This is a genomic window from uncultured Rikenella sp. (genome assembly GCF_910579375.1).
Classification (GTDB): domain Bacteria; phylum Bacteroidota; class Bacteroidia; order Bacteroidales; family Rikenellaceae; genus Rikenella.
The window spans coordinates 1-26110 of record NZ_CAJTUJ010000023.1; the positions used below are offsets into that span (position 1 = coordinate 1).

Annotated in this window: 22 protein-coding genes; 14 read left to right on the forward strand and 8 right to left on the reverse strand. The window is 58.9% G+C overall.

Going from position 1 to position 26110, the window contains the following annotated elements:
- Positions 1–306: 306 nt before the first annotated feature.
- On the reverse strand, positions 307–2094 hold the full coding sequence (gene lepA / locus QZ302_RS03835; RefSeq protein WP_294592680.1) for a translation elongation factor 4: 1788 nt from the start codon (positions 2092–2094) through the stop codon (positions 307–309).
- 672 nt (positions 2095–2766) lie between these two features.
- On the opposite strand from lepA, the gene QZ302_RS03840 reads away from it, so the two are divergent.
- From QZ302_RS03840 to QZ302_RS03870, 7 genes are all read left to right on the forward strand, one after another.
- Complete coding sequence (locus QZ302_RS03840; RefSeq protein WP_294592682.1) at positions 2767–3687, forward strand: DUF2807 domain-containing protein; 921 nt, start codon at positions 2767–2769, stop codon at positions 3685–3687.
- 23 nt (positions 3688–3710) lie between these two features.
- Positions 3711–4499 (forward strand): DUF2807 domain-containing protein, encoded by a 789-nt coding sequence (locus QZ302_RS03845; RefSeq protein ID WP_294592685.1) that lies wholly within the window; start codon positions 3711–3713, stop codon positions 4497–4499.
- Positions 4500–4510: 11 nt separating this feature from the next.
- Positions 4511–5392 carry a nucleoside phosphorylase gene (locus tag QZ302_RS03850; protein ID WP_294592687.1) on the forward strand — a complete coding sequence of 294 codons (882 nt, stop codon included), beginning with the start codon at positions 4511–4513 and terminating at the stop codon, positions 5390–5392.
- 862 nt (positions 5393–6254) lie between these two features.
- A complete protein-coding gene (dnaN, locus tag QZ302_RS03855; RefSeq protein WP_294592690.1) occupies positions 6255–7388 on the forward strand; it encodes a DNA polymerase III subunit beta in 1134 nt (377 codons plus the stop codon).
- A gap of 24 nt (positions 7389–7412) precedes the next feature.
- The gene (locus tag QZ302_RS03860) at positions 7413–8207 is read left to right on the forward strand and encodes a 3'-5' exonuclease (protein ID WP_294592692.1); all 795 of its coding nucleotides are present in this window, start codon (positions 7413–7415) and stop codon (positions 8205–8207) included.
- Between the two features lie 75 nt (positions 8208–8282).
- Positions 8283–9923 (forward strand): LysM peptidoglycan-binding domain-containing protein, encoded by a 1641-nt coding sequence (locus tag QZ302_RS03865; RefSeq protein ID WP_294592695.1) that lies wholly within the window; start codon positions 8283–8285, stop codon positions 9921–9923.
- A 21-nt stretch (positions 9924–9944) separates the two neighbouring features.
- Positions 9945–11018 carry an endonuclease/exonuclease/phosphatase family protein gene (locus tag QZ302_RS03870; protein ID WP_294592696.1) on the forward strand — a complete coding sequence of 358 codons (1074 nt, stop codon included), beginning with the start codon at positions 9945–9947 and terminating at the stop codon, positions 11016–11018.
- Here QZ302_RS03870 and QZ302_RS03875 read toward each other — a convergent pair.
- The 7 genes from QZ302_RS03875 to QZ302_RS03905 form a co-directional block, all read right to left on the reverse strand.
- Positions 11008–12009: an NADH:ubiquinone oxidoreductase gene (locus QZ302_RS03875; protein WP_294592699.1), complete on the reverse strand. Its 1002-nt coding sequence runs from the start codon at positions 12007–12009 to the stop codon at positions 11008–11010. The two genes, QZ302_RS03870 and QZ302_RS03875, sit on opposite strands and share 11 nt — an antisense overlap.
- Before the next feature lie 78 nt (positions 12010–12087).
- Positions 12088–13689, reverse strand: coding sequence for an NADH dehydrogenase subunit (locus QZ302_RS03880; RefSeq protein ID WP_294592701.1), 1602 nt, complete (start codon positions 13687–13689; stop codon positions 12088–12090).
- 13 nt (positions 13690–13702) lie between these two features.
- A complete protein-coding gene (locus QZ302_RS03885) occupies positions 13703–15121 on the reverse strand; it encodes a proton-conducting transporter membrane subunit (RefSeq protein WP_294592704.1) in 1419 nt (472 codons plus the stop codon).
- A gap of 14 nt (positions 15122–15135) precedes the next feature.
- The gene (locus QZ302_RS03890) at positions 15136–15768 is read right to left on the reverse strand and encodes a hypothetical protein (RefSeq protein ID WP_294592706.1); all 633 of its coding nucleotides are present in this window, start codon (positions 15766–15768) and stop codon (positions 15136–15138) included.
- Positions 15769–16090: 322 nt separating this feature from the next.
- On the reverse strand, positions 16091–17008 hold the full coding sequence (locus QZ302_RS03895) for an NADH-quinone oxidoreductase subunit H (RefSeq protein ID WP_294592708.1): 918 nt from the start codon (positions 17006–17008) through the stop codon (positions 16091–16093).
- A gap of 13 nt (positions 17009–17021) precedes the next feature.
- A complete protein-coding gene (locus QZ302_RS03900) occupies positions 17022–18959 on the reverse strand; it encodes a proton-conducting transporter membrane subunit (RefSeq protein ID WP_294592710.1) in 1938 nt (645 codons plus the stop codon).
- Positions 18960–19073: 114 nt separating this feature from the next.
- Positions 19074–19838: an RsmE family RNA methyltransferase gene (locus QZ302_RS03905; RefSeq protein ID WP_294592711.1), complete on the reverse strand. Its 765-nt coding sequence runs from the start codon at positions 19836–19838 to the stop codon at positions 19074–19076.
- Between the two features lie 674 nt (positions 19839–20512).
- Here QZ302_RS03905 and QZ302_RS03910 point away from each other — a divergent pair.
- The 7 genes from QZ302_RS03910 to QZ302_RS03940 all read left to right on the forward strand — a co-directional run bounded on the left by QZ302_RS03910 (position 20513) and on the right by QZ302_RS03940 (position 25908).
- Positions 20513–21391 carry a porin family protein gene (locus QZ302_RS03910; RefSeq protein WP_294592713.1) on the forward strand — a complete coding sequence of 293 codons (879 nt, stop codon included), beginning with the start codon at positions 20513–20515 and terminating at the stop codon, positions 21389–21391.
- A 29-nt stretch (positions 21392–21420) separates the two neighbouring features.
- Positions 21421–21948 (forward strand): methylated-DNA--[protein]-cysteine S-methyltransferase, encoded by a 528-nt coding sequence (locus QZ302_RS03915; protein ID WP_294592716.1) that lies wholly within the window; start codon positions 21421–21423, stop codon positions 21946–21948.
- Positions 21949–22030: 82 nt separating this feature from the next.
- The gene (locus tag QZ302_RS03920) at positions 22031–23179 is read left to right on the forward strand and encodes a glycosyltransferase (protein ID WP_294592718.1); all 1149 of its coding nucleotides are present in this window, start codon (positions 22031–22033) and stop codon (positions 23177–23179) included.
- The gene (locus QZ302_RS03925; RefSeq protein ID WP_294592720.1) at positions 23170–23757 is read left to right on the forward strand and encodes a sigma-70 family RNA polymerase sigma factor; all 588 of its coding nucleotides are present in this window, start codon (positions 23170–23172) and stop codon (positions 23755–23757) included. The genes QZ302_RS03920 and QZ302_RS03925 overlap by 10 nt, the downstream gene beginning before the upstream one ends.
- A 10-nt stretch (positions 23758–23767) precedes the next feature.
- Entirely contained in the window at positions 23768–24376 is a 609-nt protein-coding gene (gene rsmG, locus QZ302_RS03930; protein ID WP_294592723.1) for a 16S rRNA (guanine(527)-N(7))-methyltransferase RsmG, read from the forward strand.
- Positions 24377–24489: 113 nt separating this feature from the next.
- Complete coding sequence (rpmH, locus tag QZ302_RS03935) at positions 24490–24645, forward strand: 50S ribosomal protein L34 (RefSeq protein WP_027290172.1); 156 nt, start codon at positions 24490–24492, stop codon at positions 24643–24645.
- A gap of 132 nt (positions 24646–24777) precedes the next feature.
- On the forward strand, positions 24778–25908 hold the full coding sequence (locus QZ302_RS03940) for a CofH family radical SAM protein (RefSeq protein WP_294592727.1): 1131 nt from the start codon (positions 24778–24780) through the stop codon (positions 25906–25908).
- The last annotated feature ends 202 nt before the right edge of the window (positions 25909–26110 follow it).

Consider the following 26110-nt stretch of genomic DNA (forward strand, 5'->3'; position numbering starts at 1 on the left):
CTGTTCTTTTTCTGAAGAAAAAGAACCAAAAAGACTTTCGACGGATGCTAACGCATCCTAAAGCTGCCGACGACCCGATCCTTTGTCCGCGCGCTGGCGGAAATCTTATTCAAACGCGAGCCACGCGTTTGAATGATTTCCTTTTCCAGCAGTCGCGCGCGGATCGAGCTTCAACCCGCCAAAAACTGCCCTTATGCCGGGCAGGTCCCACGTCCCGTGGACGGGAAATTCTTACACATTTCCACTGGCAGCCTCGGCCCCCAGCATGCCCAACGTAGCCTCAACGCACACCCGACAATCCCGCCGTCAGTCCATCTTAAGCACCGCAAGGAAAGCCTCCTGAGGCACCTCCACACGCCCCACCTGACGCATCCGTTTCTTCCCCGCCTTCTGCTTTTCGAGCAGTTTCCGCTTCCGCGAAATGTCACCCCCGTAACACTTCGCCGTCACATCCTTCCGCACCGCCTTGACCGTCTCGCGCGCAATGATCTTCGCCCCGATCGCCGCCTGAATCGCGATATCGAACTGCTGACGCGGAATCAGTTCCTTGAGCTTCTCGCACATCTTCCGCCCGAAATCATAGGCGTGATCCACATAAATCAGCGACGACAGCGCATCCACCTGCTCGCCGTTCAGCAAAATATCCAACTTCGACAACCGAGAGGGTTTGTAATCCGTCATGTGGTAGTCGAACGAAGCATACCCCCGCGAAACACTCTTCAGTTTGTCATAGAAATCGAAGACGATCTCCGCCAGCGGCATGTCGAAATTGACCTCCACCCGGTCCGTCGTAATGAAATTCTGGTTCAGCAACACCCCCCGCTTCTCGATGCAGAGCTTCATAATCGCCCCCAGATACTCCGTCTTGGTAATCACCTGAGCCAGAATGTACGGCTCCTCGATGTGGTCGATCATATTCGGCACCGGCAGCCCCGACGGATTGTGTACCATCAGCTCCTCGCCCTTGGTCGTAAAGACCTTGTACGAGACGTTCGGCACCGTCGTAATGACATCCATGTTGAACTCGCGGAACAAACGTTCCTGAATGATCTCCATGTGGAGCAGCCCAAGAAAACCGCACCGGAACCCGAATCCCAACGCCAGCGACGACTCGGGTTCGTAGGTCAGCGACGCGTCGTTGAGCTGCAATTTTTCGAGAGAGGCCCGCAGGTCCTCGTACTGATCCGTCTCGACCGGGTAAATCCCCGCAAAGACCATCGGTTTCACATCTTCGAATCCGGCGATCGCCTCGCGACACGGCTCCGCCACCGACGTGATCGTGTCCCCCACCTTCACGTCCACCGAATTTTTGATCCCCGAGATAATATACCCCACGTCGCCTGTCCGAATCTCGTCCCGCGGCGACATCTTGAGCTTCAGCACCCCGATCTCGTCGGCGTCGTACTCACTGCCGGCATTGAAAAATTTCACCCGCTCGCCCTTCCGGATCACCCCGTTCATCACCCGGTAATAGGCGATAATCCCGCGAAACGGATTGAATACGGAGTCGAAAATCAGCGCCTGCAACGGCGCACTGTCATCCCCCTTGGGCGCGGGCACCCGTTCGACGATGGCCCGGAGAATCTCTTCGACTCCTTCGCCTGTCTTCCCCGAAGCAGCCAAAATCTCCTCGCGCCGACAGCCGAGCATATCGACGATCTGATCCTTCACCTCTTCGACCATCGCGGAAGCCATGTCGATTTTATTGAGCACCGGAATGATTTCGAGGTCGTTCCCCAGCGCCAGATAGAGGTTCGAAATGGTCTGGGCCTGAATCCCCTGCGTGGCATCGACCACCAGCAAGGCCCCCTCGCATGACGCGATGGCCCGCGATACCTCGTACGAGAAGTCGACGTGCCCCGGGGTGTCGATCAGGTTCAGGATATACTTCTCGCCTCCCTGCACGTACTCCATCTGAATGGCGTGGCTCTTGATGGTGATCCCTTTCTCTTTCTCCAGATCCATATCGTCGAGCACCTGGGCCTGCAATTCCCGTTCGCTGACGGTTTTGGTCACCTCCAGCAGCCGGTCGGCCAGGGTCGATTTGCCGTGGTCGATGTGCGCGATGATACAGAAGTTGCGGATATGCTTCATAATTCTTAAAATCTCTAATCGTTTATTCAGTTCTTTGCCCCAGCTGGTACTGTTCTCTTTGTTCACAAAGAGAACCAGAAAAACTTTAGAGCGCATCCCTACGGGATGCTCTGGCCGTGTCTGCCCGATTGGTTGGGCTGGGTTTTCTCGGCGGGGCGCTATAATTACGAGTATTACCCCAATGCGCCCGCGCCGGAAAACCACAGCCCAACGAAACAAGGCGAAGAGAACACGTGGTCGGCCCAACGGGACGACCTCTGCAAAAGTTCTTTGGGTACCTTTCTTTCAAGAAAGGTACGGTTCCGTCCGGCACAAAGAACAGACAGACAATTAAAGATACAAAATTAGGGAATTTTTCGGGATCGGGCCGGATGTCCAAAAATTAGACGACACCTGTCTAATTTTTAGACACTCAGAAGCAAGCTAAGAAAAATCATCAAACTGACTATCAAAACATTAAACACTTTGGCACGCCGATGGCATAAGAACGGGACAAACAACAAAGAAACGCAACCGATTATGAAACACCTGTTATTCCTGATTCTGGTGGGCATCTGCATCGCCGCCTAAGGAACTGCCGAAAAATTTGCCGATCTGTCGCCGAATAGCTATATTTGAGAGACCGACCGCCACAGACCACACACAACGTCTATTTAGTTTTTTTAACGAACCATGACAACCAAACCTTTTGTTCTGCTGGGCACCCTGCTCTTTTCGATGACCACCGCACTGGCCGGCGAAAAAACGGTAACCCCGAGTCAGGGCGTCCGGCTGACCGGACTGCAAGCCGGACACTGCTTCAAAGTGACCCTGCACCAAAGCGACGACACCGACCGGAACGGCGTGCGGATCACCCTCGACGAGCGACTCGAACCCTACCTGAAAGCGGAAGTCAGCGGCGGCATGCTGCGGCTCGGCTTCGAAGAGCTGCCCAAAGAGCTCCAAAACACCGAAAAATGGTCGTGTCCCGCCACGGCCGAAGTCACCCTCGCCCGGATCGACCGACTCTCCGTTTCGGGGAAAGCTTCGGTGCACACGGACGACACCTTCAGCGGAACCGCTTCGCAAATCGAGGCCTCCGGGATGGGGCATATCTCCCCGATTACCATTGCCGTGACCGGAAAAGGAACGCCCGAAATCGACGTTTCCGGGATGGGACATATCGACGCGACACTCCGGAATGAGGTCGCCGGAATGAAAATCGACGCTTCGGGAATGGGCCGGCTCCGGCTGACACACGACGCCCAGAGCGGCGACACGAAAATCGATGCCTCGGGGCAGAGCAAAATCGACCTGACCTTACAGGAAACCGGTTCGATGGATATCGACGCTTCCGGCATGGCCTCCGTTACCGCCAGCGGAAAAACCGACCGGTTAGAGGCGACGACCTCCGGACAGGCACGCCTCGAATTCGGCGACCTGAGCTCGACCGAAGCCGATTGCACAGCTTCCGGCATGAGCCAAATGGTCTGCCGGGTCACCAAAGGAATCGACGCCGCGGCTTCGGGCTCCAGTTCCATACGGGTACTCGCCGACCAGGCCATCCGAATGCACACCCGAACGTCGGCCATGGCCAAAGTACACCTGAACTAGTCGAATAAACTTAAATAAAAATCATGTTAAAACAGCTTCTTTTTTCCCTCGGCGCCATACTGGCCGGCAGCCTGCCGGTCTCGGCCCAGACCACGGACACGGCGCCTAAGGTGATCCAAACCGGCCATCTGCGCGGGATCGAAACCCGACAGGGATTTGCGGTCTCCCTCCGGCCGGGGGCGATAAGCGGGGCGACCATCGTTGTCGACAGCCGCCTCCAACCCTATCTGCGCGTCGAAGTGCGGGACGGGATACTCCACCTCGGTTTCAACGACATCCCCCACGACCTGCAACGTAAAAACCTGACCCGAAAAGCCGAAGTGACCGTTTCGACACTCGAAAAACTCAAAGTACACAGCGGTTCGACGGTAACCGGCAGCGGGAACTTTACCGCCCCCGGCGAATGCGACATCGATATACACTCGGGCGCGCGAATCGAGGGGATCGACCTGGCGGCCAGAGAGGTCGAGATCGATGTGCACTCCGGGGCAGATATCCTCCGGAGCCGCATGACGACGCAAGAGATCGAGATCGAGGTACACTCCGGTGCGAAGGCTGCGATCGACGGCACGACCGAGCGGCTGAAGGCCAAAGTATACTCCGGCGCGTCGGCCGAGCTGGAAAACCTCGACGCAGCGGACGCCAAAGTTTCGGCCTCGTCGGGAGCTTCGCTCCGATGCCGGGTCAGCCGGAGTCTGGAGGCCTCCGCCTCTTCGGGCGGCTCGATCCGATACCGGGCAGCCGGCGATTTGCTCCACTCTGCGGTGCAGATACACACCTCTTCCGGAGGGTCGGTTCGACAGATCAAATAACGCTTTCGTCTATGAGCACCTTTATTTCCCCGTCGGAGTTAATCATCAACTCCGACGGTTCCGTATTCCACCTCCACCTGCGTCCGGAACAGCTGGCCGACACGGTCATCCTAGTCGGCGACCCGGATCGCAGCACACTGATCGCCAGCCATTTCGACCGCATCGAAAGCAGCACGGCCAGCCGCGAATTCCGCTCCCATACCGGCACATTGAACGGGGTGCGGCTCACGGTGCTTTCGACGGGAATCGGGTGCGACAACATCGATATCGTCATGACCGAGTTGGACGCGCTGGCTAACGTGGATTTCGAAACGCGGCGCGTGAAACCGCTCCCCGAGCGTCGCTCGTTGCGGATCGTCCGGTTAGGCACGAGCGGGGCGTTGCAAGAGGATATTCCGTTCGGGGCGATGATTATGGCCACGGTATCGGGCGGTCTGGACGGCCTGCTCAACTTCTACGCCGACCGGGAGCGGGTCTGCGACCGGGAGCTCGAAGAGGCGTTCGTGCGCCAGACTCGCTGGGAGGAGCGTTGGGCAACGCCTTATTTCGTCCCGAACGATCCGGAGCTGGTCGAACGGTTCAGCGATGTCGCCATCCGGGGGCTGACACTCTCGGCACCGGGCTTTTTCGGGCCGCAGGGACGGGTCGTCCGGTTGCCGCTGATGCGGGCGGATTACATAGAAACGATTCGGCAGTTCGAGCACGAGGGGCTACGGGTAACGAACTTCGAGATGGAGAGTTCGGCCATCGCGGGGCTGGCGGCGCTGTTGGGACACCGGGCATTGACTCTCTGCACGGTGATCGTCCAGCGGGCGGCGGGCGACAGTCGTCCGGACTACGCGCCGTTCGTGCAGCGAATGATCGAAACAGCGCTCGAAAAGCTGACACTGTAACGTCATTTGCCCGTGTTGTGATCACGTGCCGCCCCAGGCTTCCGCAACCACGCTTCGGGTGATCCGGGGTACATCGGACACTATGGGTTCGGATGGTCGTCCGCCGCGAGCGACATTTACGGTCTGGATTTGAATTTCGGCTCGCAATATCTCAATGCCTGCCATGCGGACTACCGTACTCACGGTTTTCTGTTGCGTTGCCTCTCGGAATAAACGGATGGGAGCCGAAAACCTGCGGTTCGAAGAACCGCGCGGGCCGGACGCCTCCCCCTCGGGAGGCCCGCAACGTTCGCAGGCTCACTGCGGTCACTCCCGGGCGTCCGGCCCACAAAAGCTATCCCCCAGTCACCGCCCGGCTGTCATGTTCGGCCTGTCGCCCATCCCCTCGAAGCCGCTACGGGGCTTGGGCGACGAGGCCGGCGACCTAAAGGTCGCAGGAGCTCGGCTCATTCATCGCCCTATTCTCGGAAGTTCGTCCTCGGCGCGCCCCCCACGCGCCGCTATGGCGTCGCTCTCGCCGAGGACGGCGATTCTGCGAATCGCTCTACTCGCTCTCCCTCAAAGCACTGTCCCGTGTGCGCCCCACTGCGGTCCCACTGCGGCTCCGCTTTCGCTCCGCCACGTTTTCGCGCGCCTTACGCGATTGCTTTTAAGTAATAAAAGCCGCCCGCCGTGGCGTGAACGCGTCCGCCGGGCGGGCGCACCCTTCGGGTGATTTAATGGCAACCTCTACCCAAACCGCTCCAAAGACACTCCCCGACGACTGTCCGACCCGACCGAGAAAACCCGCCCTACCCCATACAGCAAAAACCAAAAATCGCTATCTTTGTCAGATATTCACCAATGGAAAAACACTTTTCTTATGAAATTCATCATATCCAGCACCTTGCTGTCGAACAACCTCCAATCCATCGGAAAAGTCATCAGCAACAAAAACACCTTGCCGATCCTCGACTACTTCCTGTTCGAACTGGCCGGCAATCAGCTGAAAATCACCGCATCGGACTTGGAAACCACCCTGATCTCCACCTTGGAAGTGGACAACCAGAACGGTGACGGCGTGGTGGCGATTCCGGCCCGGCGGATCACCGACTCCATCAAAGAGTTTTCGGAACAACCGCTGACCATCACCGTAGACAAAGAGAGCTGGGAAGTGACCATCAACTGGAAAACCGGGAAACTCAGCATTCCGGGAATCACCGGACTCGGCTATCCGGAACTGCCGGCAGTCGAGGAGAGCGCTGCGACCATCTTCTATATTCCGGCACCGGCGCTCGGAGACGGCCTCAACCAGACCCTGTTCGCCACCGCAGACGACGAGCTGAGACCGGTGATGAACGGCGTCGACATCGCCTTGTCACCGAAGGAGATATCGTTCGTGGCTACCGATGCGCACCGGCTGGCTCTGTTCAAGAACGCCAACGTGACCTCTGATAAGGAAGCCTCGTTCATCCTGCCGAAAAAACCGGCCAATCTGCTCAAAAACCTCCTCTCGCGGGATGCCGAAGAGATGATTACCGTTACGTTCGACACCAAGAACGCGATCTTCACGATGCCGAAACACAAAATCGTCTGCCGGTTGATCGAAGGGAACTACCCGAACTACAACGCCGTGATTCCCAATAACAACCCGAACAAAGTGCTGGTCGATCGGATGGAACTGCTCAACGCCATCAAACGCGTATCCGTCTGCTCGAACCAGGCCAACCAGTTGATTAAACTGGACTTGACCGCAGGAAACATCAACCTTTCGGCACAAGATATCGACTACGCTGCGGCGGCGGAAGACAACATCAGCTGCAACTACGACGGCTCGCCCATCGAAATCGGCTTCCGGTCGTCGTTCCTGCTCGATTTGCTGGGGAACATCCACTCGCCGGAAGTATCGATCGAACTGGCGGACGCGACCCGACCCGGGCTCTTCTTCCCGTCGGAAAACGACACCGAAGGCGAGTCGCTGCTCATGCTGCTCATGCCGATGATGATCAACGCATAACCTCGCTCGGACGACCACAACGCTATGGAACTGAAGCTGAAACGTCCGCTGATCTTTTTCGACATCGAATCCACCGGCGTCGATCCGGGGCGAGATCACATTGTCGAAATCTCGCTCATCAAAGTGCACCCCAACGGAGACGAAGAGGTGAAGACCAGACGGATCAATCCGGGCGTTCACATTCCGGAGGAGACCACAGCCATACACGGCATTTCGGATGAAGATGTGCGCGACTGTCCGACCTTTCCGCAGATCGCCAAATCGCTGGCCGCATTCATCAAAGGAGGAGACCTGGCGGGATACAACTCCAACAAATTCGACATCCCGATGTTAGTCGAAGAGTTCATGCGGGCCGGCATCGAAATCGACCTCGACGGGAAACGGTTCGTGGACGTGCAGAACATCTTCCACAAGATGGAACAGCGGACGCTGGCTGCCGCACACCGGTTCTACTGCGGAACCGAGATCGAGAATGCGCACTCCGCGGAAGCAGATATACGAGCCACCTACAACGTGCTGAAAGCACAGCTCGACCGTTATCCGGACACCTTGCAGAACGACGTGGAATTTTTGTCCGATTTTTCGCAAACGACTCGAAACGTGGATTTTGCGGGACGGATCGTGCTGAACGACAAAGACGTGCCGGTTTTCAACTTCGGCAAGCACAAAGGGCGCCCGGTGGCGGAAGTGTTCGCTGCGGAACCGACCTATTACAGCTGGATGATGAACGGCGACTTCCCGATGAACACCAAACAGGTCATCACCCAACTGCGGCTCGGGAAAGACACCGCAGGGAAGAAACGGAACACCTCGCATTAGCCCCTTCTCTCTCCTCTTGCACGAGCGGGAGGGTTGTAGAACGAATCATCTGTTTAAGAGACACATACACCGGATATGATTAGCAAACGCGTTTTCACCCTTTGTATCTGCCTGATGCTGGGCGGGGCTCCGATGTCGGAAGCCGTCCGGGCCCAGACGGTTATCAAAGTTTCCACCCGGGGGATTACGATGCGGGGCGAAAACTACCTTCTGCACAAGGTGAAAAAAGGCGAAACCTTATTCGCCATTTCCGAAGCCTACGGGGTGAGCGAAGAGGATATTATGCGCGCCAACAGCCTGACGAAGACCACCTTGCGTACCAAGCAGACCTTACTGATCCCGCAGGCCAAACAACGCATCCAACGGAAGAAAGGCACCGCTACGACCGACCCGCAACAGCAACAACTGCCGGAGCCGCAGATCGAAAATCCGAGGCCTACCGTGCCGCCGAGAACGATTCCGCGACCGGTGCCTGCGCGGACGACGGAACAAGTCGTCTCGACACGCTCCGACACCATTTCGACCCATGGCAGAGGGAAGCGGAATCCTGAACGGGGAGGTCTGTCGCAGGAGGAGAACGCAGGCGAAACCACAGTATCGGGATTCGGAACCGGTCTGCTGCACGCCCGGGATGCAAAGGCACCGATCGAAACGGTCGTGCTGTTGCCGTTGCAGGAAGGTTTGAGTTCGAACCACCGGTTCGCGGACTACTACCGGGGGATTCTGATGGGGCTGAATGCGCTGAAACAGGACGGCATCTCGGTCAATCTCCGGTTCCTGAACACCGGGGCGGCGGAAGAGATCGTCGAACGTCAAATCCGGTCGGGAGCTTTGGACCGCGCCGATCTGATCATCGGACCGGTCTATCCGATCGCATTCGACACCGTGGCCAGCTATGCGGCCCAACGCGGCATTGCCATCGTCAGCCCGTTGGGAGCGGTGGGGGCAGACGACAATCCGTACGTCTACGAAGTTTCGCCGGACGAGACCCATGCCTTCGACCGCATTTTCGAACAGTTCGGCGGACGGCCCGGGACGGCGAGCGAGGGGGACAATCTGCTGGTGATCGACCACGTCGAACATCCGGATACCGCTACATTCTCGCTGATCGAATCGCGGCTCGGAGAGGTGATCTCCACCTTGTCGTTCAGCGGCGAACGGGCGAGGAGTCAGGATATGGACGCTTTGCTGACCGCAGCGTTGGAACGGGGACGGCACAACATCGTTTACGTGCCGGTCAATCGGGCGGATGCGCTGGAAGGGGTGCTCTCTCACCTCAGTTCGCTGGTCAGCAACAGCCACTATCGGATTACCGTCATCGGCACCCCGCGCTGGGAGTGGGTGCAGAACATCAACCTCGACCTGTTCTACAAACTTAATGTGCACTACCCGGCTTCGTATCATGCCGACCGGAGCGATCCGGCGGTCGCAGCGTTCTACACCGAATACCTGAAAGAGTTCGGCGAGTTGCCCAGTCCGTATTCGTTCCGGGGCTATGACGTCATCAGGTACTTCGGCGGCGCATTGAAACGCTTCGGGGCAGAGATGCCGATTCGATTGCAAAAAGAGACGTATCGTCCGAATTTGTTACAGGTGGGCTACACCTTCCGGCAGCAGGTACCGGATGGAGAGAGTGAACGATCGGGTAAATTCCGAAACGTGGCATGGCCGGTGGTGCACTTCCGTCCGAACTACACCATTCAGGTGGAACGGTAGCCGTTCACTCTTACGGTTTCTATGATGAAACATCTGTTACACATCCTTTTATGGAGCCTCTCGACACTGGTCGCGGGGCTTCTTCTTTTACTCGGCCTCTTCTGGATACGAGAGTGGCGACCGGCTCCGATCGAGGTGCTCGACACGGCTGCGATAACGGACGACGAGCCTGTTTTACGGCGAGGCGACACGGTGCGGATCGTATCATGGAATATCGGCTATGCCGGACTGGGCGACGACATGGATTTCTTTTACGACGGAGGAAAGCGGATGCGCACGTCGCAGGCCAGAACCGTCGAAAATCTGCAACGGATTCTCCGGTTCCTGCAACGGACGGCAGATTCGGCGAGAGTGGATTTCATCCTCTTGCAGGAGGTAGACCTCGACTCGCGACGGAGCTACGGCATCGATGAATACGACTCGCTGCGGCGAGCGCTGCCGGGATATGAGAGCTGGATGGGATTGAACTACGTCGCCGATTTCGTGCCGATTCCGTTGACCGATCCCATGGGACGGGTCAAAGGCGGCGTGGCGACTTTCAGCCGGTGGCGACCGGAGCGAGTGGTACGATACAGCTATCCGAGCGGTTTTTCCTTTCCGATGCGGCTTTTCAACCTCAAGCGCTGTCTGTTGAGCGCTGCGATTCCGGTGCGGGATACGGCGACCGGACGGCTCGACACGCTCTTCGTCAACAACACCCACAACACGGCTTACGACACGGGAGATATGCGGAGCCGCGAGCTGGCTTTTCTGCGGAACTACCTGTCGGACAAGCCCTACAGCATAACGGCGGGGGATTGGAACAGCTGTCCGCCGGGCTACCGACCGAGTCGGGCGGCTTTGCAAGACGCTCATTTCCGCCCGTTTCCGATCGGACAGACCGATTTTCCGTCCGACCTGAGGTTCGTTTACGATTCCCGTACCCCGTCGGTGCGCTACGACTACGAGCCTTATCGAGCGGGAAGCACGACGACAACGGTGGTGGATTTTGCCTTGTGCGGGCCAGAAATCGAAGGGGTGGGGTGCGAAACAATCGACCTCGAATTCAAAAATAGCGACCACAATCCGGTGGTCGCTACTTTCGTCATTCGATAATCTTCCGCTTTTTGTTTTTCGGGAGCACGGTCTCTTCCGGTTCGGGGATTTCGCTCACTGCCGGATCCGCTTCGATCTCCTCCTCCGCAACCATCTCCTCGCCCTCCTCTTCTATCACCTCCTCATCCGTCGCCGGCGGCGTCTTCCGCCACCATCGAGCCACCGCCGCCCATCTCGCCTTTTTCGGTTCCGCAGCCGTCTCCTCATCCCCACCCTCTTCCACCTCCGGAAGCGGCTCCAGCAGAGCCCGCACCCCGGTGATAAAGGTCATCGGATGGGCCGGATTGCCCGGCACATAGAGATCCGGCGTATGCCGGTCGAAAAAATCGCGATTCACGGCCGGCGATCCGGCGAACAGGCCGCCCGAAATCGCATCGGCTCCCACTGCAATCAGAAGTTTCGGCTCCGGAATCGCCTGCCAGGTAATTTCGATCTCCCGCGCCATGTTCGCAGTCACCGGCCCGGTCACCACCATCCCGTCGGCATGGCGCGGCGAAGCGGTGAAACCGATCCCGTAGCGTCCCATGTCGAAATTGACGTTTCCGGCCGCCCCGAGCTCCATTTCGCAGCTGTTATCGCCCCCGGCAGAGACTTCGCGCAGCTGCAACGACCGGCCGAACAACCGTTTGATTTCCGGTCGCACCGCCTCCTGGTCAAAAAACCACTCGGGCTCTTCCCCCTCGGTCACAACCAAGCCCTCGCGGGTCGAAGCGGCCAACCGGTAGTCGTTGGTGAAGCGTACCTGTTCCGGAAACTGCACGGCGCACTCGCCGCAAAAAAGACACTTCCCCAAATCGAGCCGCATTTTCGGATCGAACGAAATCGCCCCCGTCGGACACAAGGCGCACAACTGCGCCCGCTTAGCCGCCGTCAGCCGGGCACCGGTCAGCACGGGTCGCCCCCGAAACTCGTCGCACAGGGTCACTCGATCCAAGTGCTTGATATATTGGGTGCCATGCTGTAACAACACCCGGAAATTGGTCAATAACATATCTCGTTCCGCTCTATTTGGTTAGAAACCGGGCGCGCCTCTCGCGCCGCCCGCATATGGACACCGCGCTGAAAGCCTCTACAAATCGTGTCCGCAATAAGAAAGGTTAAAGCTCTTATTACTTACCGGAAAGTCCGAAATCTGAGCGCCCCGGACCGAAAGGGCCAGCATCATCCAGTTATGCAACGAGGGATCGAAAATCCGATACCCCCGCAGCTCTCCCTTGCGATCGGTCAGAGCGACATGGCATATTTCGCCCCGCCACCCCTCCGCCACGGAGACGACCAACGCCTCCGGAGCCAGCGGCTGCCCATAGTCCGGCGCGGGATAAGCCTCGAACCACCGCCCCGCCAACTCCTTGCACCCGGCTCCGATCATGGTGTACGAAACCTCCGCCTCCCGCAACCGCATCTTCAGGCGAGCCATCAGGTCGCCGTTCATCCCATCGGCCTCCGCATCGATCACCACCGGTTCGAACCCCTCCAACGGATAAAAAGCAAAAGCCCGCCGCGCATCCCGCACCACGCCCGCCATCCGGGCCGCCGGCCCCACGGCTCCCACCTGCAACGCCTGCCGCCTCGTCACGGTACAAATCCCCTCCAACCGCGACAGTACCGACGGCGTAGAGAGCAGATCGCGCCCCACCATCCGATAGCGTTCCATCACTTCGGCCAAAGTCGCCTCGATGTACTTCGCCCGCTCCAGCGTCAGACGATGGTTCGCCCCGAACGGACGCACCAATCCCTTTCCGAAACGATTCCCGCACCACTGCTGCATGGCATTGATGACCAGCGTCCGGAGCGCCTCGCAAGCCACATGCCCCGTCTGGTAACCCAAATCCATACACAACGCGGCCGTATCACCGATGTGGATCGCCAACCGCTCCATCTCCAACGCTACGGCCCGTTCGCAACGGATCAACCCGTTTCCCTCCCACTCACCTCCGGCTCCCGACTCCAGAATACCCGCCAAGGCAGTCCCATGCCCGATCACGGTATCTCCGGCAATCGTCTCGCCCAGCAACATCTGCCGCAGCCGATGCGAAGTCCCCGTAATCCCCGCCTCGACACCCCGATGCTGGTATCCCAACGCGATTTCGAGGTGGACGATCCGCTCGCCGTCGCACAAAAAACGGAAGGCGCCCGGCTCGATAATCCCCGCATGCACCGGCCCGACATGCACCTCGTGCAGCTCGTGCCCGTCGATCGAATAGAAAGGATAGGCATCGATCCGATCCCGCTGCCGGAAACGGTCGAACGGATAGCGGAGCGGTTTGTCCCACGGCGTCCCGACAAAACGAACGCCATACCGCTCCGCGATATCCCGTTCATACACGTGCAAGGCCGGAATCTCAGCCGCCAGCGACGGCAAAGGATCCTCGTCGTGATACCCCCTCACGTATTTCGCCGCCAGTATATCCCCCGTCTCGTCCCGCGCCACCAGGGCATAAAAAGTCAGTCCGGTTATCCCCTCGCCGTCCTCGGCTCCGTCCTGCGGCACGGCAAAATAGGCCACACACCGACTCCCCTCTGCCGCCGAACCGGTCTCGTCCAGCAACAACCGCCGCATATCTTCGGCAAAAGCCGCATAAGGCAACTCCGGAATCTTCCCCTCGGAAAAAATCCCTACGCCGCCCGAGGTCGCCGGACGACACACCGCCCATCTGTCCAATGTATTCATTCCCATCCTCGTATTAATATGCAATCGAATCGATCAGGCCGACCAGCTCCGGCGCCTGCCAAACTCCCGCCACAAAGGTGGCCAACACCATCAGCAACAGCACCGCCGAAAGCCACGGATTCCGGCCCTCGATCCGCACCCGCGACAAATCGACAGGCCGGAACAACAACGGCAACAGTTTGGAACAGAGCCAATAGATGACTGTCACCAAGAGCAGCGCCACCGGAATGAAAATCCACCACCATCCCTCTCCCAGCAAGCCGGTCAGAATGAGGTACTCTGTCCGGAAGAGCACCGACGGCGGCACGGCGATCAAGACGATCAGACAGCACACCAGTACCAGTCCTCCCAACGGATCGACCCGGAAATAGCCGCCATTCCGCGCCACCCGGTAGTTGCCGAACATCTTCCCCACGACGCTGAGCTGCATCAGAAACGAGCCCTTGATCAACGTATGGGCCAGCGAATGAAGAACCGCGGCCCACACACCGATCCCCCCGATTCCCAATCCCAGCATCATCAGGCCGCTGTTTTCGACCGTGGAATAGGCCGCCAAACGTTTCAAATTACGTGTCCGTCCCAAATAAACCGCCGCCATCAGGAGCGACAAACCGCCTAACAGCAATAGTACATGCCCGCACCAAGCCGCCACCTCCGGTGCCCCCTGCATGGCCTTCCAAACCCGAAAAACCGCGACGAATCCGCCGCCGACCAATGCTGACGAGAGAAATGCCGAAGTCGGCGTCGGCGCGCTGTGGTTGGCATCCACACCGACGGTACAAAACGGAAATATTTCGAGTTTCGAGCTATAGCCCACCACGATAAACAGAAAGGCCAGCCGGATATAGAGCGCATTCCCGGCCCCCGAAGCAATGGCCTGCGTCAGCCCGGCATACGACAAGTCGGCCTCTCCCTCAGCCGCCGCGGCCACGGTGCTCAGCAGCAACACGCCGAGGTAAGCGATCGCAATCCCCACGGAGCTGATAAAGATGTATTTCCAGGTAGCCTCCAAGCTGCGCAAAGTGCGCCGGTGATAGGTCAGCCCCGCCGCCGCAAGGGTGGTGGCTTCGAGGAAAATCCAGGTCACGGTGATGTTATTGGCGAAATAGACGCCGGTCAGTGCCACGTTCAGTGCAATCAACGAAATCAGGTAGATCTTGTACTCCCGCAGGTTCTCCTGATCGAGATAGCGGCTGCTCTGCCAGCAACAAAGCCATCCGACGAGCGCCATCAAGGCATAGTAGGTCACCCCCAGCGTATCGAAGGTGAAGTAGAGGGCTGTCGTCGTCCCGCGGTTCAGCACGGCCCAAACGGCAAACGCAGCCTGCACGACGCAAAAGAGACCGGCGAAGAACTGCACGTAGGCCCGCTGACGCGCCACCCCCACGAGCAGGGCGAGTACCGACGATAGAATAAAAAGATGAATCAGCATATAGCGTTAAGGAATCAGTCTTTGATGGAAGAGAGTTTTTCGTTGTCGAGGTTGGGCAGCCGTTCGCCGATCTTGGAGAGGAAGAGTCCGAGCATCAGGACACCCATCAGGATATCGAGCAGAATACCGACATTGACCAGCATGGGCAATTCGGTTCCCACAGCGAGCGAGAAGAGGAATACGGCGTTTTCGATCACCAGAAACCCCACGAGGTGTGAAAATATCCGTTGCCGCGAGGTGACGAGCACGAGCCCGGTCAAGAGTCCGAAGAGCGATACGCCGAAAAAGAGGGTGTTGAGCTGCGAGTCATCGACCCACCGGGTGATCGAGAGGCTCACGACGAGCACCAGGGCGGAGAGGAGCAACGATCCGAAAGCGGACATGGCTCTCCTGCTCACGCGATTGATCCGGGTGCGCCGGATGATCCGAAAGAGCAGATACGGCACGAGTATCCCTTTGCAAGCGACGGTCTCGGCAATCACGAAGATTTTGGTTCCGAGTCCTTCGCCGGGTCCGAGCTGCATCAGGGCGATCCCCATCAGCAACCACCCTTGCATGCCGACGATCCACGCATAGTGCCGAAACCTTTCGGTGACGGCGGCGTAGAGTAACGAAACGGCATATATAATAATGAATAGCAACAACATAAGGGGTTGTTATTTAATTGTTCGTCTATTTTTGGTCGCCCCGCCCCGGGCTACCGCGACCGCGGCGAGGGAGCGTTGTGGAGCGTCGGCAGCCATGGTTACAGTTGGGCGGCTGGGGTCAGCGGCATCTACGGGATGCGTATGCGTTTCGATATGACGAATACCGGCCCGCATACGACAACCGATCGTGGCTACTGTCTTCAGTTGCGTTGCCTCTCGGAATAAACGGGGCGTGCCCGCGGTGGGCAATGGGCAGCCTCAGCCCAAATCCTCGTCCCATTCTTCGTCCGCGCATCCGCAGCAGACAATAGAAACCCCTTCCCTAACTCAGCCCGCTGGTCATCAGTACGTAAGCCACACCGAAACCCAACAAACCGATCGCCGATACGGTCGCCAAATAGGTGGCATTCTTCGTCATCCGATTGCGAGCCATCAAAGACTCCACCGCACCGACCAAAACCCCGTAACCAGCCATCGCCACCAAAAACCAACCCGCCAGCATCCATCCCTCCACCTGGCCCGGAACCACCACATTCACCAGCAACGCCCCCCAGATCGAGAGTTTCAGCCACCCCGCCACCTGAATAAACGCCAGATCCACCCCCGACAAATCCAACACCATCGCCTCGTGCACCATCGTCAGCTCCAAATGCGTCCGCGGATCGTCCACCGGCAACCGGCCGTTCTCCACCAATGCCACATTCAAAAAAGCATACCCCATCACCAACGAAAGCATCAGCCAATCCATCGACACATTATCGAACGTAGCGAAAATCGAACTGAACGACCCGTAGCCCGTCACCATCGCCAACGTCCCGACCAGCAGGAAGAAACACGGCTCGACCAACATCGAAAACAGCACCTCACGTGCCGATCCCATCCCCTGGAAACTGCTTCCGCTCTCCAACGCCGCCAGCACCAAAGCCAGTTTCCCGAACCCCAGCAAATAGGCGAACAGAATAAAATCCCCGTAAAAGCTCACCGCCGCCGGAAAAATCCCCAACGGCAAAAGCAACACCGCCCCCAGCGTGGTCGCCAGATAGAGCGCCGGAGCCGTGCGCGTGAGCCAGGTCGCCGACGTGCTGTAAATTTCGCCCTTCTGCAACAAAACACCCACCGTCAGCAACGGCTGAAAGAAGCGAACCCCCTTGCGCCCCGCCAGCCGTGCGCGGGTCTTATTGACAACCCCCTTGATGCACACCGCCGATACCAGAATCAAAAATAAAGGAATGATAAACATAACCGTCGAATCGTTACAACGCCCCGCAGAGCGACAATATCAGAATCAACACGAACAAAACCAACGCATGGAGCACATAGTGGTTCGTCTTTCCCGTCTGGAAGAGGGCCAGCCGCGCCGTCCACCGCCTCAACATACGGGCGAACCAATGGGTCACGGCCCGGGCCGTGGTATCGCGATCCTCGGTCGAGAAAGCACGCTCCGCCGGAAAGATCTCCTCTTCCGGCAAGGCCGACGAGGTCGCCTCCCGCTGCCGGTCGCCCCACATGGTCTGCAACTCGCGGTTATACGACGATGCGGTGTACTGCATCCGCTTGTCCGGCGCCGTGAAAGCACACCCCCACGTCGGCCGCCGCACGCTCGCGACCCCCGCCCTCCGATTCAGCCACTGTTTCAGGAAAACCAACCCGACGGTCAGCAACACCACCCCCGCCATCACCCCCTCGACGATCCACATCCGGTCGATCATCGGCTGGGCATAGTACCGCGCCCCGAACAGCACATCGGCATTTTCGAGCACAATATAAGGATAGAGCACCGGCCCGGCCAAAATCCCGGCCAAAGGCAGCACCTGCGCCAAAAGCATCACCGCTCCCACCTCATGCGCCTCCCGCGCCGCACATCCCCTCGGATTTCCGAGGAAGGTAATCCCGTAAGCCTTCGTAAAGGTCATCAGGGTCAAGCCCCCCACCAACGCCAAAGCCACAATCCCCGCCACCGCAGCAGCGACCATCTCGCCCCGGGTAATCGCCTCGAACAGGCCGTCGAAAAGCACGAATTCCGAAGCGAATCCCACCAGCCCCGGCACCGTACAGATGGCCATCGTCGCCACCAGAAAGAGAATGCCCGTCACCGGCATCCGCCGAAGCAATCCCCCCAAACGGTTCATATCCCGATTATGTGTCGCCGCTACCACCGATCCCGCCCCCAGGAAGAGCATCGTCTTGTAGTTGGAGTGCCCCAGCACATGCAACAACGCTCCGCCGAACCCCGCATAGGCCAGAAAGTCGCTCTCGACCGACCGGCCCAACAGCCCCAGCCCGATCCCGAGACAGATTATCCCGATATTTTCGATCGACGAATAGGCCAACAGCCGTTTGATATCGGTCTGCACCGCTGCCCGGGCGATCCCGAAGACCGCCGTCACCGCCCCCAGCACGAAAACCAGCAGCCCCATGGCAAAGATTCCGTCCGGCGTCAAAGCCAAAGCCGACCGCACGATTCCGTAGATCCCCATCTTGATCATCACCCCGGACATCATGGCCGAGACGTGCGACGGAGCCGCCGGATGAGCCACCGGCAACCACATGTGCAGCGGAAAAATCCCCGCCTTGAGTCCGAAGCCGACCAGAAAGAGCAGAAAAGCCGGTACGATCATCCCTCGTCCGGCAAAAAACGCCTCTCCGCCCTGCGGCGCCACGAAGCCGCCCAACAAGAGGAAAAAGCCGATGTGCATCAGAACGAGATACCCCACCGCCGCATGCAAAACCTCTTTCCGTTCCCCGTCGAACATCACGAGCACGAACGAGCTGAGGGTCATCAACTCCCACCAGAACAAGAAGCCGTAGGTATCCTTCGCCCCGATCACCCCGAGCATCGAGTAGAAGAGCGCCACTAAAGCCGCGAAATGCAACCCCGTCTGCACCTGATTTTTCCCCGTCGCATGCCCCGGCAGGTATCCCACGGCGTACACCGAGCACGCCACGCCGCTAATGGCCACGGCCAAGGCAAAAACCCCTCCGATGGCATCCATCTCGGGAAGCACGAAATCGCCGGCCGGCACCGTCACCCCAGCAGGCAACACAATGGCCGTCACTCCCGCCACCGCCGCGAACACAGCGCCGACGGCAATCACCACCGCCGCCACAATCCCCTGGAACCGCACGCCGGGAACGGCAAAAGGCAGCAAACTGCCCAGTACCAGCATCGTAAATATATTGGTCCAATCCATAATCAGTATGATTGTTCTATCGCCCGGCCGACCGTTCGGTCGTTTCGGAGATCAGTTGTCCGGTCATCCGGAAATATTTCTCCAACACCAACAACGAAATTATCCGCTTTCGTATCAATCGTTTCTCGTGGTGTTTTTCGCCGCCAATTGCGCCATCGCTGCCGCCATCACCCCCGCCGTCTCCGTCCGCAAGCGGCTCTCCCCCAACGAGACAGGAACAAAGCCGACACCCCTCGCCGCCGCGATCTCCGTTGGAGAAAAATCCCCTTCCGGCCCGATCAGCACGCAAAATTCCGCGCCCGAGACATCGACCGCCGCGTCCCGCAAAGCGGGAAACAATGCGATCCGCTCCGCCAGCGGCGTCCCCTCGTCGCAATAGGCCACAAAACGACTCCGATACAACATATCGGTCGCAGCGACGAAATCCCGGAATGCCGTCGCCTCGTCCAACCGCGGCACGTAAGCCTTAAGAGACTGTTTCACAGCACTAAGAACAATCTTCTCGCCCCGATCCCGACGAACGGTCTTCCGTTCGGAATGCTCGCACACGAGCGGCGTAATGCGGTCGATCCCTATTTCGGTGGCCTTCTCCAGAAACCATTCGTACCGGTCGATGTTTTTGGTCGGCGCGATCGCCACATGCAGCCGATAAGGCCGCCGCCCATGCTCCGCCTCGCGCGACAGAATACGCACCCGACAGGCTTTCGGCGTCGCCCCCGCCACGATCTCGGCCTCATACCACCCGCCGCATCCGTCCGTCAGCCGCACCCGGTCGCCGCCCCGCAGGCGCAACACGCCGGTCGCATGGCGCGCCTCGTCGTCCGCCAGCGTATAAAGGTCGGCTCCGTCCGTTATATCGGGTATATAGAATAGGTGCATGCCGGGGCTAAAAAGTCGGTGCTTTCCGGACAAAAATACAACGGAAACCCGATACACACCAAAAAAATAGAGCAAAAACCCGCACACGAAACGCCCCGTCACGGCACCGGTCGTTATCCCGTCAGCGTCTGTTCTGCCGTTCCGTTTATTCCGAGAGGTAGCGCAACTGAAAACCGTAGCCGCGGTGGTACGCGTCGCTGGGAGTGAGGCGCGTCACGTAGAAATCCAAGTGCATGCCATTGGCACCGCTGACCGTGGAAGCCCAGCTGTAACCGTGGTTGCCGACGCTGTTCAGCGCGCCCGTACCCCGATCACGATAGCCCGGGGAGGGGAGGTGCCGCTCTTCCCCGTTTATTCCGAGAGGCAACGCAACTGAAAACCATAGGCACGATTATTTGCAAGACCGGGATTGAGCCACGTTACACCGAAATTCAAATACACTCCATGAATACCGCTCGTCGCGGAACACCAACTGAACCCGCTGTTGCTGACGTCGCTCAGCGTGCCCGTATTGAGGCTGCGGTAGCCCGGGGCGGGGCCGTTCGGCCCCAACGACAATGCCACACCGGCCGAACAAGCGCAAAACACGACCGGCGATTGCCATTTCTTCCGAATTATCGTATATTTGTCCTACCGGTTCTCCGGAAGCCATCTATCCTAACGATATGAAAACCATGCAAAAACCCTTACACCTGCTCTTCACCCTCGGCGCCCTCTTCCTGCTCCGGCCGGCGACGGCACAAGAGATCGACAGCACCGAACGGGTCGGCGGCGGAGCAGATACGATCATCGTGCGGAACATCGGATCACAAAAAAAATTGATTGTAACGCAGACCCCTTCACAGACCAACATCGACCTGATTTCCGGATCGAGCCCATACTCCGGACGCGTGCCCAAACGGTGGAAATGGTACGGCGGCCACTGGTCGGGCGTCGGCATCTATTACAACGGCCTGGTGCGGAACCTCGGCAGCATGAAGTTGCCGAACGGAGCGGAATACCTGCGCCAGAGTCCGAAATCGATCGGCGTGAACGTCAATCTCGTCGACCTGACCATCGTCTCCAACCGCCACTTCGGCCTCATCACCGGGCTCGGATTCGAAATCAACAACTTCCGGTTCGACCGCGACATCACCCTGACACAGGACGAAAACGGCTACATCGTGCCGGACTACCGATACGACAGACCGGGAGTCGATTTCAAAAAAACGAAACTGACCACCATGTACCTCAACCTGCCGCTGCTCGCCGAGTTCCAGTTCGGACGCAGCAAAGCGGGGAAACGGGCTCCAGGCTTCATCAACTTCGGCGTCGTCGGCGGACTCCGGCTCCAGGGACACACCAAAGTGAAATACCTGGACGAGACGGGCGCCAAGCATACCGAAAAACAGCATTCGAGCCTGAACCTGAGAAATTTCCACTACGGCGTGGAGTGCAACATAGGCTATCGGTGGGTGGCCGTATCGGCACGCTACTATCCGCAGAGTATCTTCGTGAGCGACAAAGGGCCGAACGTACAACAGGTCAATATCGGGCTTTCGTTCCTGCTGTAATCCGTCTCGATCCCTCCGCTCGACACCCGATGCGCTCGGAACCGAAGCTCTACCGTCAGCCCGTCGACACCCCGCTCGGCACGATGATCGCCATCGCCTCCGAACAGGGCATCGTCCTGTTCGAATTCGCCGAAGGAGCACACCTCGAACGCGGCGTAAACGACCTATTCAAGCACCTGCCGCAGAGAGTCGAGATACGGGATGAGCCCCATCCCCATCTCGACCGGCTGCGACAAGAGATTTCGGAGTATTTCGCCGGGAGACGCACCCGGTTCGACATACCCCTCCACCTGCTCGGCACCCCGTTCCAACTCCAGGTCTGGTCGGCCTTGTTACGGATTCCGTACGGTCGCACCTGCTCCTACGCCGAAGAGGCCGCCATGATCGGACGGCCCGCTGCTGTGCGCGCCGTGGCCAACGCCAACGGACGAAACCGGTTGCCGATCCTCGTTCCCTGCCACCGCGTCATCGGCTCCGACGGCTCGCTCACCGGCTACAGCGCAGGGATTCAACGCAAAATCCGGCTCCTGGAACTCGAACGGAAATCGTTGGTGTAAAACACACCTTTTCCCCCGATTTTTTATCGTATATTTGCGGAGCCGCTCCGGCGGATATAATATATCTTTCACCCGACTGCGCATGAAAGAGTTTATCGACCAATATCCTCCCTATCAAATCTACCTCACACTGCTGCTTGCTCTCTGCGCCATCGTCCAGCTCGTCTACTGGTTACGCTACGGCCGCGTGGCCACCCACCGGCACAGCCTGCGCGAACCCGAAGGGGCCGGCACACCGCCCGTTTCGGTCGTCGTGGTCGTGGCCGATGACCCGGAGTACGTGACCGAACACCTGCCGAAACTCCTCACCCAGAAACACCCGAACTACGAAGTCGTCGTCGTGGACGACGGGTCGGAAATCGACCTCACCGACGAACTCGTCATGATGCAGGCCCAATACCCCCACCTGCGATTCACCACCATCAAGGCCGACCCCGTCTTCCGGCACAGCAAGAAACTGGCCCTCACCGTCGGTATCAAGGCCGCGCGGTACGACAACATCATCTTCACCGACGCCGACTCGATACCCTCGTCGGACAAGTGGCTGTCGATCATGGCGCGGGGATTCAACGGAGGGCAATTAGTCGTCGGCTACACCGGCATCCAACGCCGACCGGGCATCGCCAACAAAATCATGCGGTGCCAGCGGCTCACCACCTCGATCCGCTACCTCAACGCAGCCATCCGCGGGCACGTCTACCGCGGGATATACAACAACATCGGCTACACCAAACGCCTCTTTTTCGGCAACAAAGGCTACACCCACCTGCGGATGACCCTCGGCGAAGACGACCTCTTTGTCCAGAAAGTCGCCCCGGTATGCGCACGGCGCACCAGCGTCATGCTCAACCCCGGAGCCACCATGCGCCAGTTCCAGTGGGGCGGGATACGCTGGTGGCGGGCCGAACAACGCTACCGCGGCGCCGGATTCGACCTCTACCCGGGGCGGGTCAGGGCGACCGTCTTTTTCGAACTGCTGACCCGCGCCTTGCTGATCGCCGCGACGATCGCCCTCGGCGTGCTGCTGCCGCCGGTGCTGTGGATCGCAGGCATCGGCCTCTTCGCCCTGCGGGAGCTCGCGATGCTCGCCACCGTCCGGATGATTGCCCGGCGGGTGGGCGAACGGCGCATCCTGTGGGCTTACATCGCGCACGACTTTTGCGCACCCGTCGGCGAACTGTTCCACTGGATCGGACGCCGACTCAGACCCAGCCAGCGCTTATGGATATGACCCTACCGCCGCCGAACGACCAGGAACTGATCGAACGCACGCTGGCCGGCGACGCCACCTGCTACGAAGCCCTCTTCGAACGCTACCGGCATACGCTCCGGGCCGCCGTGCTCGCCAAATGCACCGACGAACGCGACGCCGAAGACATCTTGCAGGAGAGTTACGTAAAAGCCTACTTCAACCTCTCGCGATACAATCCGGCCTACACCTTCGGACAATGGATCTACACCATTGCCCGGAACCTGTGCATCGACTACGCCCGGCGGAGACGGTCGGCAGGCAACACCCTCTCGATCGACGAGCCCGACGGCGAGCGGCACGGGCGCATCAACCCGCCGTGCGACACCCCGAACCCCGAAGAGCGGATCATCTCGCACCAGAACAGCCGCCAGCTCGACTCCCTGATGGAGGAACTTCCGGCCCACTACCGCACGATGATCGAACTGCGCTTCGTCCGCGAATACTCCTACGAAGAGATCGCCGAACAGCTCGCCCTGCCGATCGGCACCGTCAAAACCCGGATACACCGGGCCCGCGAAAAGCTCTGCACACTGATTACCGACAGGAAACTGCTCTGACCCCACACGCATGTCACTCATCGACCGCTACTTTCCCGACCTCACCCCGCGGCAGCGCGAACAGTTCGCCGCCATGCCCGACCTCTACCGCGAGTGGAACGCCCGGATCAACGTCGTCTCGCGCAAAGACATCGACCAGATCGAGGAACACCACATCCTCCACTCGCTCGCCATCGCCCGCACCGGGCTGATCGTACCCGGCGAGACCGTTCTGGATGTGGGCTGCGGCGGCGGCTTTCCGGGAATTCCGCTGGCCGTTTTCTATCCCGACGTCCAGTTCACACTCGTCGACTCCATCGGCAAAAAGATACGCGTCGTACAAGAGATCGCCACGGCGCTGGGGCTCGACAACGTACGGGCCGAACACAGCCGCGTCGAACAGCTGGACGGCGGACGCAGCCGGTTCGACTGGGTCGTGAGCCGCGCCGTGACCGACCTGCGTACCTTCGTCGGCTGGACCTGGGGACGGACAATCTACGGCATTATCTATCTGAAAGGGGGCGATTTGGACGAAGAGATCGCCGCCGCAGGACGACGAACCGAACAGCTTCCGGTCTCCACCTGGTTCGACGGCGACTTTTTCCAGACCAAGAAAGTACTCGTCCTGCCTAAAAAATAGGCGCTTCGGCAACAGGGCTGTTTGCAGGAACCGGGAAAAAGCGTATCTTTGCCCTGCAATTCCGGCCTCGTGTCGGCAAACCGCGTTGTAAATCAAGAAAATAGAAGATAATCATGAAAAGGACTTTCCAACCTTCGCAACGGAAACGCGTCAACAAACACGGTTTCCGTGAACGTATGTCTACTCCGAACGGACGGCGCGTGCTGGCGGCACGGCGGGCCAAGGGGCGTAAGAAACTGACCGTTTCGGACGAATTCCGTCAGGCATAGGTTATACACCTTCCATTCGATACGGGGGCTTTTTGATTTTCAAGGCCCGTCGAGCCTTCTTTTCCCCACCGGAGCGGGATAAGGAGGCTTTTTCGTAGGAACCCTCCACTCCGTCTCTCCTTGATTAGTGCCATGAATACTCCGCTGCTTCACCACCTGCACCTCGCACCCGAAGTCGAACAGATCGCCACAGCGCTGCTGAACCCGGAAAATCCGGCGACAAGCCACCGCCTCACCGACGACGAAGCGCTCACCCTGATGCGCCAAGCGCCGATCGCCTTGTTGGGCACCCTCGCCGTGGCCCGCAAACGGCAAGTATCGGGCAACGAGGTCTATTACAATCGGAATATCCACATCGAACCGACCAACATCTGCGTATTCCGCTGCCGCTTTTGCTCCTATCGGCGCGGAGCGGGCGAACCGGATGCCTGGTACCACGATCTCGACGCGGTGGAACAACTGGCCGCCGAACGGCGCGGAGAACCGATTACGGAGGTGCACATCGTGGGCGGGGTACATCCGGAGCACGATTGGGACTACTACTGCGAGATGATCCGGCGGGTGAAAAAGCAGCTGCCCCACGTAGCGGTCAAGGCCTACACGGCGGTGGAACTGCACTACATCATCTCCAAAGCGGGGCTCACGCTCGCCGAAGGACTGCAACGGCTCAAAGAGGCGGGCATGGAGGCGATTCCGGGCGGCGGGGCCGAAATCTTCGCACCGGAAATTCGGGAACGGATCTGCCCTGAAAAACCGACGGCGGAAGAGTGGCTCGCCACGCATGAAGCGGCGCACGGCTTGGGCATCTCCACCAATTGCACGATTCTCTACGGGCACATCGAGAGCTATGAACACCGAATCGATCACCTGCGCCGGCTGCGGGAGCTACAGGATCGGACTCATGGATTCGATGCTTTTATCCCGCTGAAATACAGAAACCTGCACAACTCCATGTCGGCGGTGGGCGAGGTCTCGCTACCGGAGGATATGAAGATGATGGCGCTCTCACGGCTCTACCTGGACAACATCCCGCACATCAAGGCTTACTGGCCGATGCTGGGAATCGGAGCGACGGAGCTGGCGCTCTCGTTCGGCGCGGACGACATCGACGGCACCATCGACGACACGACCAAAATCTATTCGATGGCGGGGGCGGAGGATCAACGACCGCGGCTCTTGACGGAACGAATGGAAAATTTGGTGCGGGCGGCGGGATTCGAACCGGTGGAACGAGACACGTTCTACCGACCGGTCAAACATTAATCTTTTTATTTCGTTCGAATATCCGTATTTGCCCCGGCTGATACTGTTCTTTTTAACTTCGCTCCGCTCGTTTTCCTCCTCGCCGCTCGGCAATTGGCAAACTACGTTTGCATTGCCCTCGCTGGCAGCGTCGGTTGTGAACAAAAAGAACCAAAAAAACTTCAGAGCGCATCCCTACGGGATGCTCTGGCCGTGTCTGACC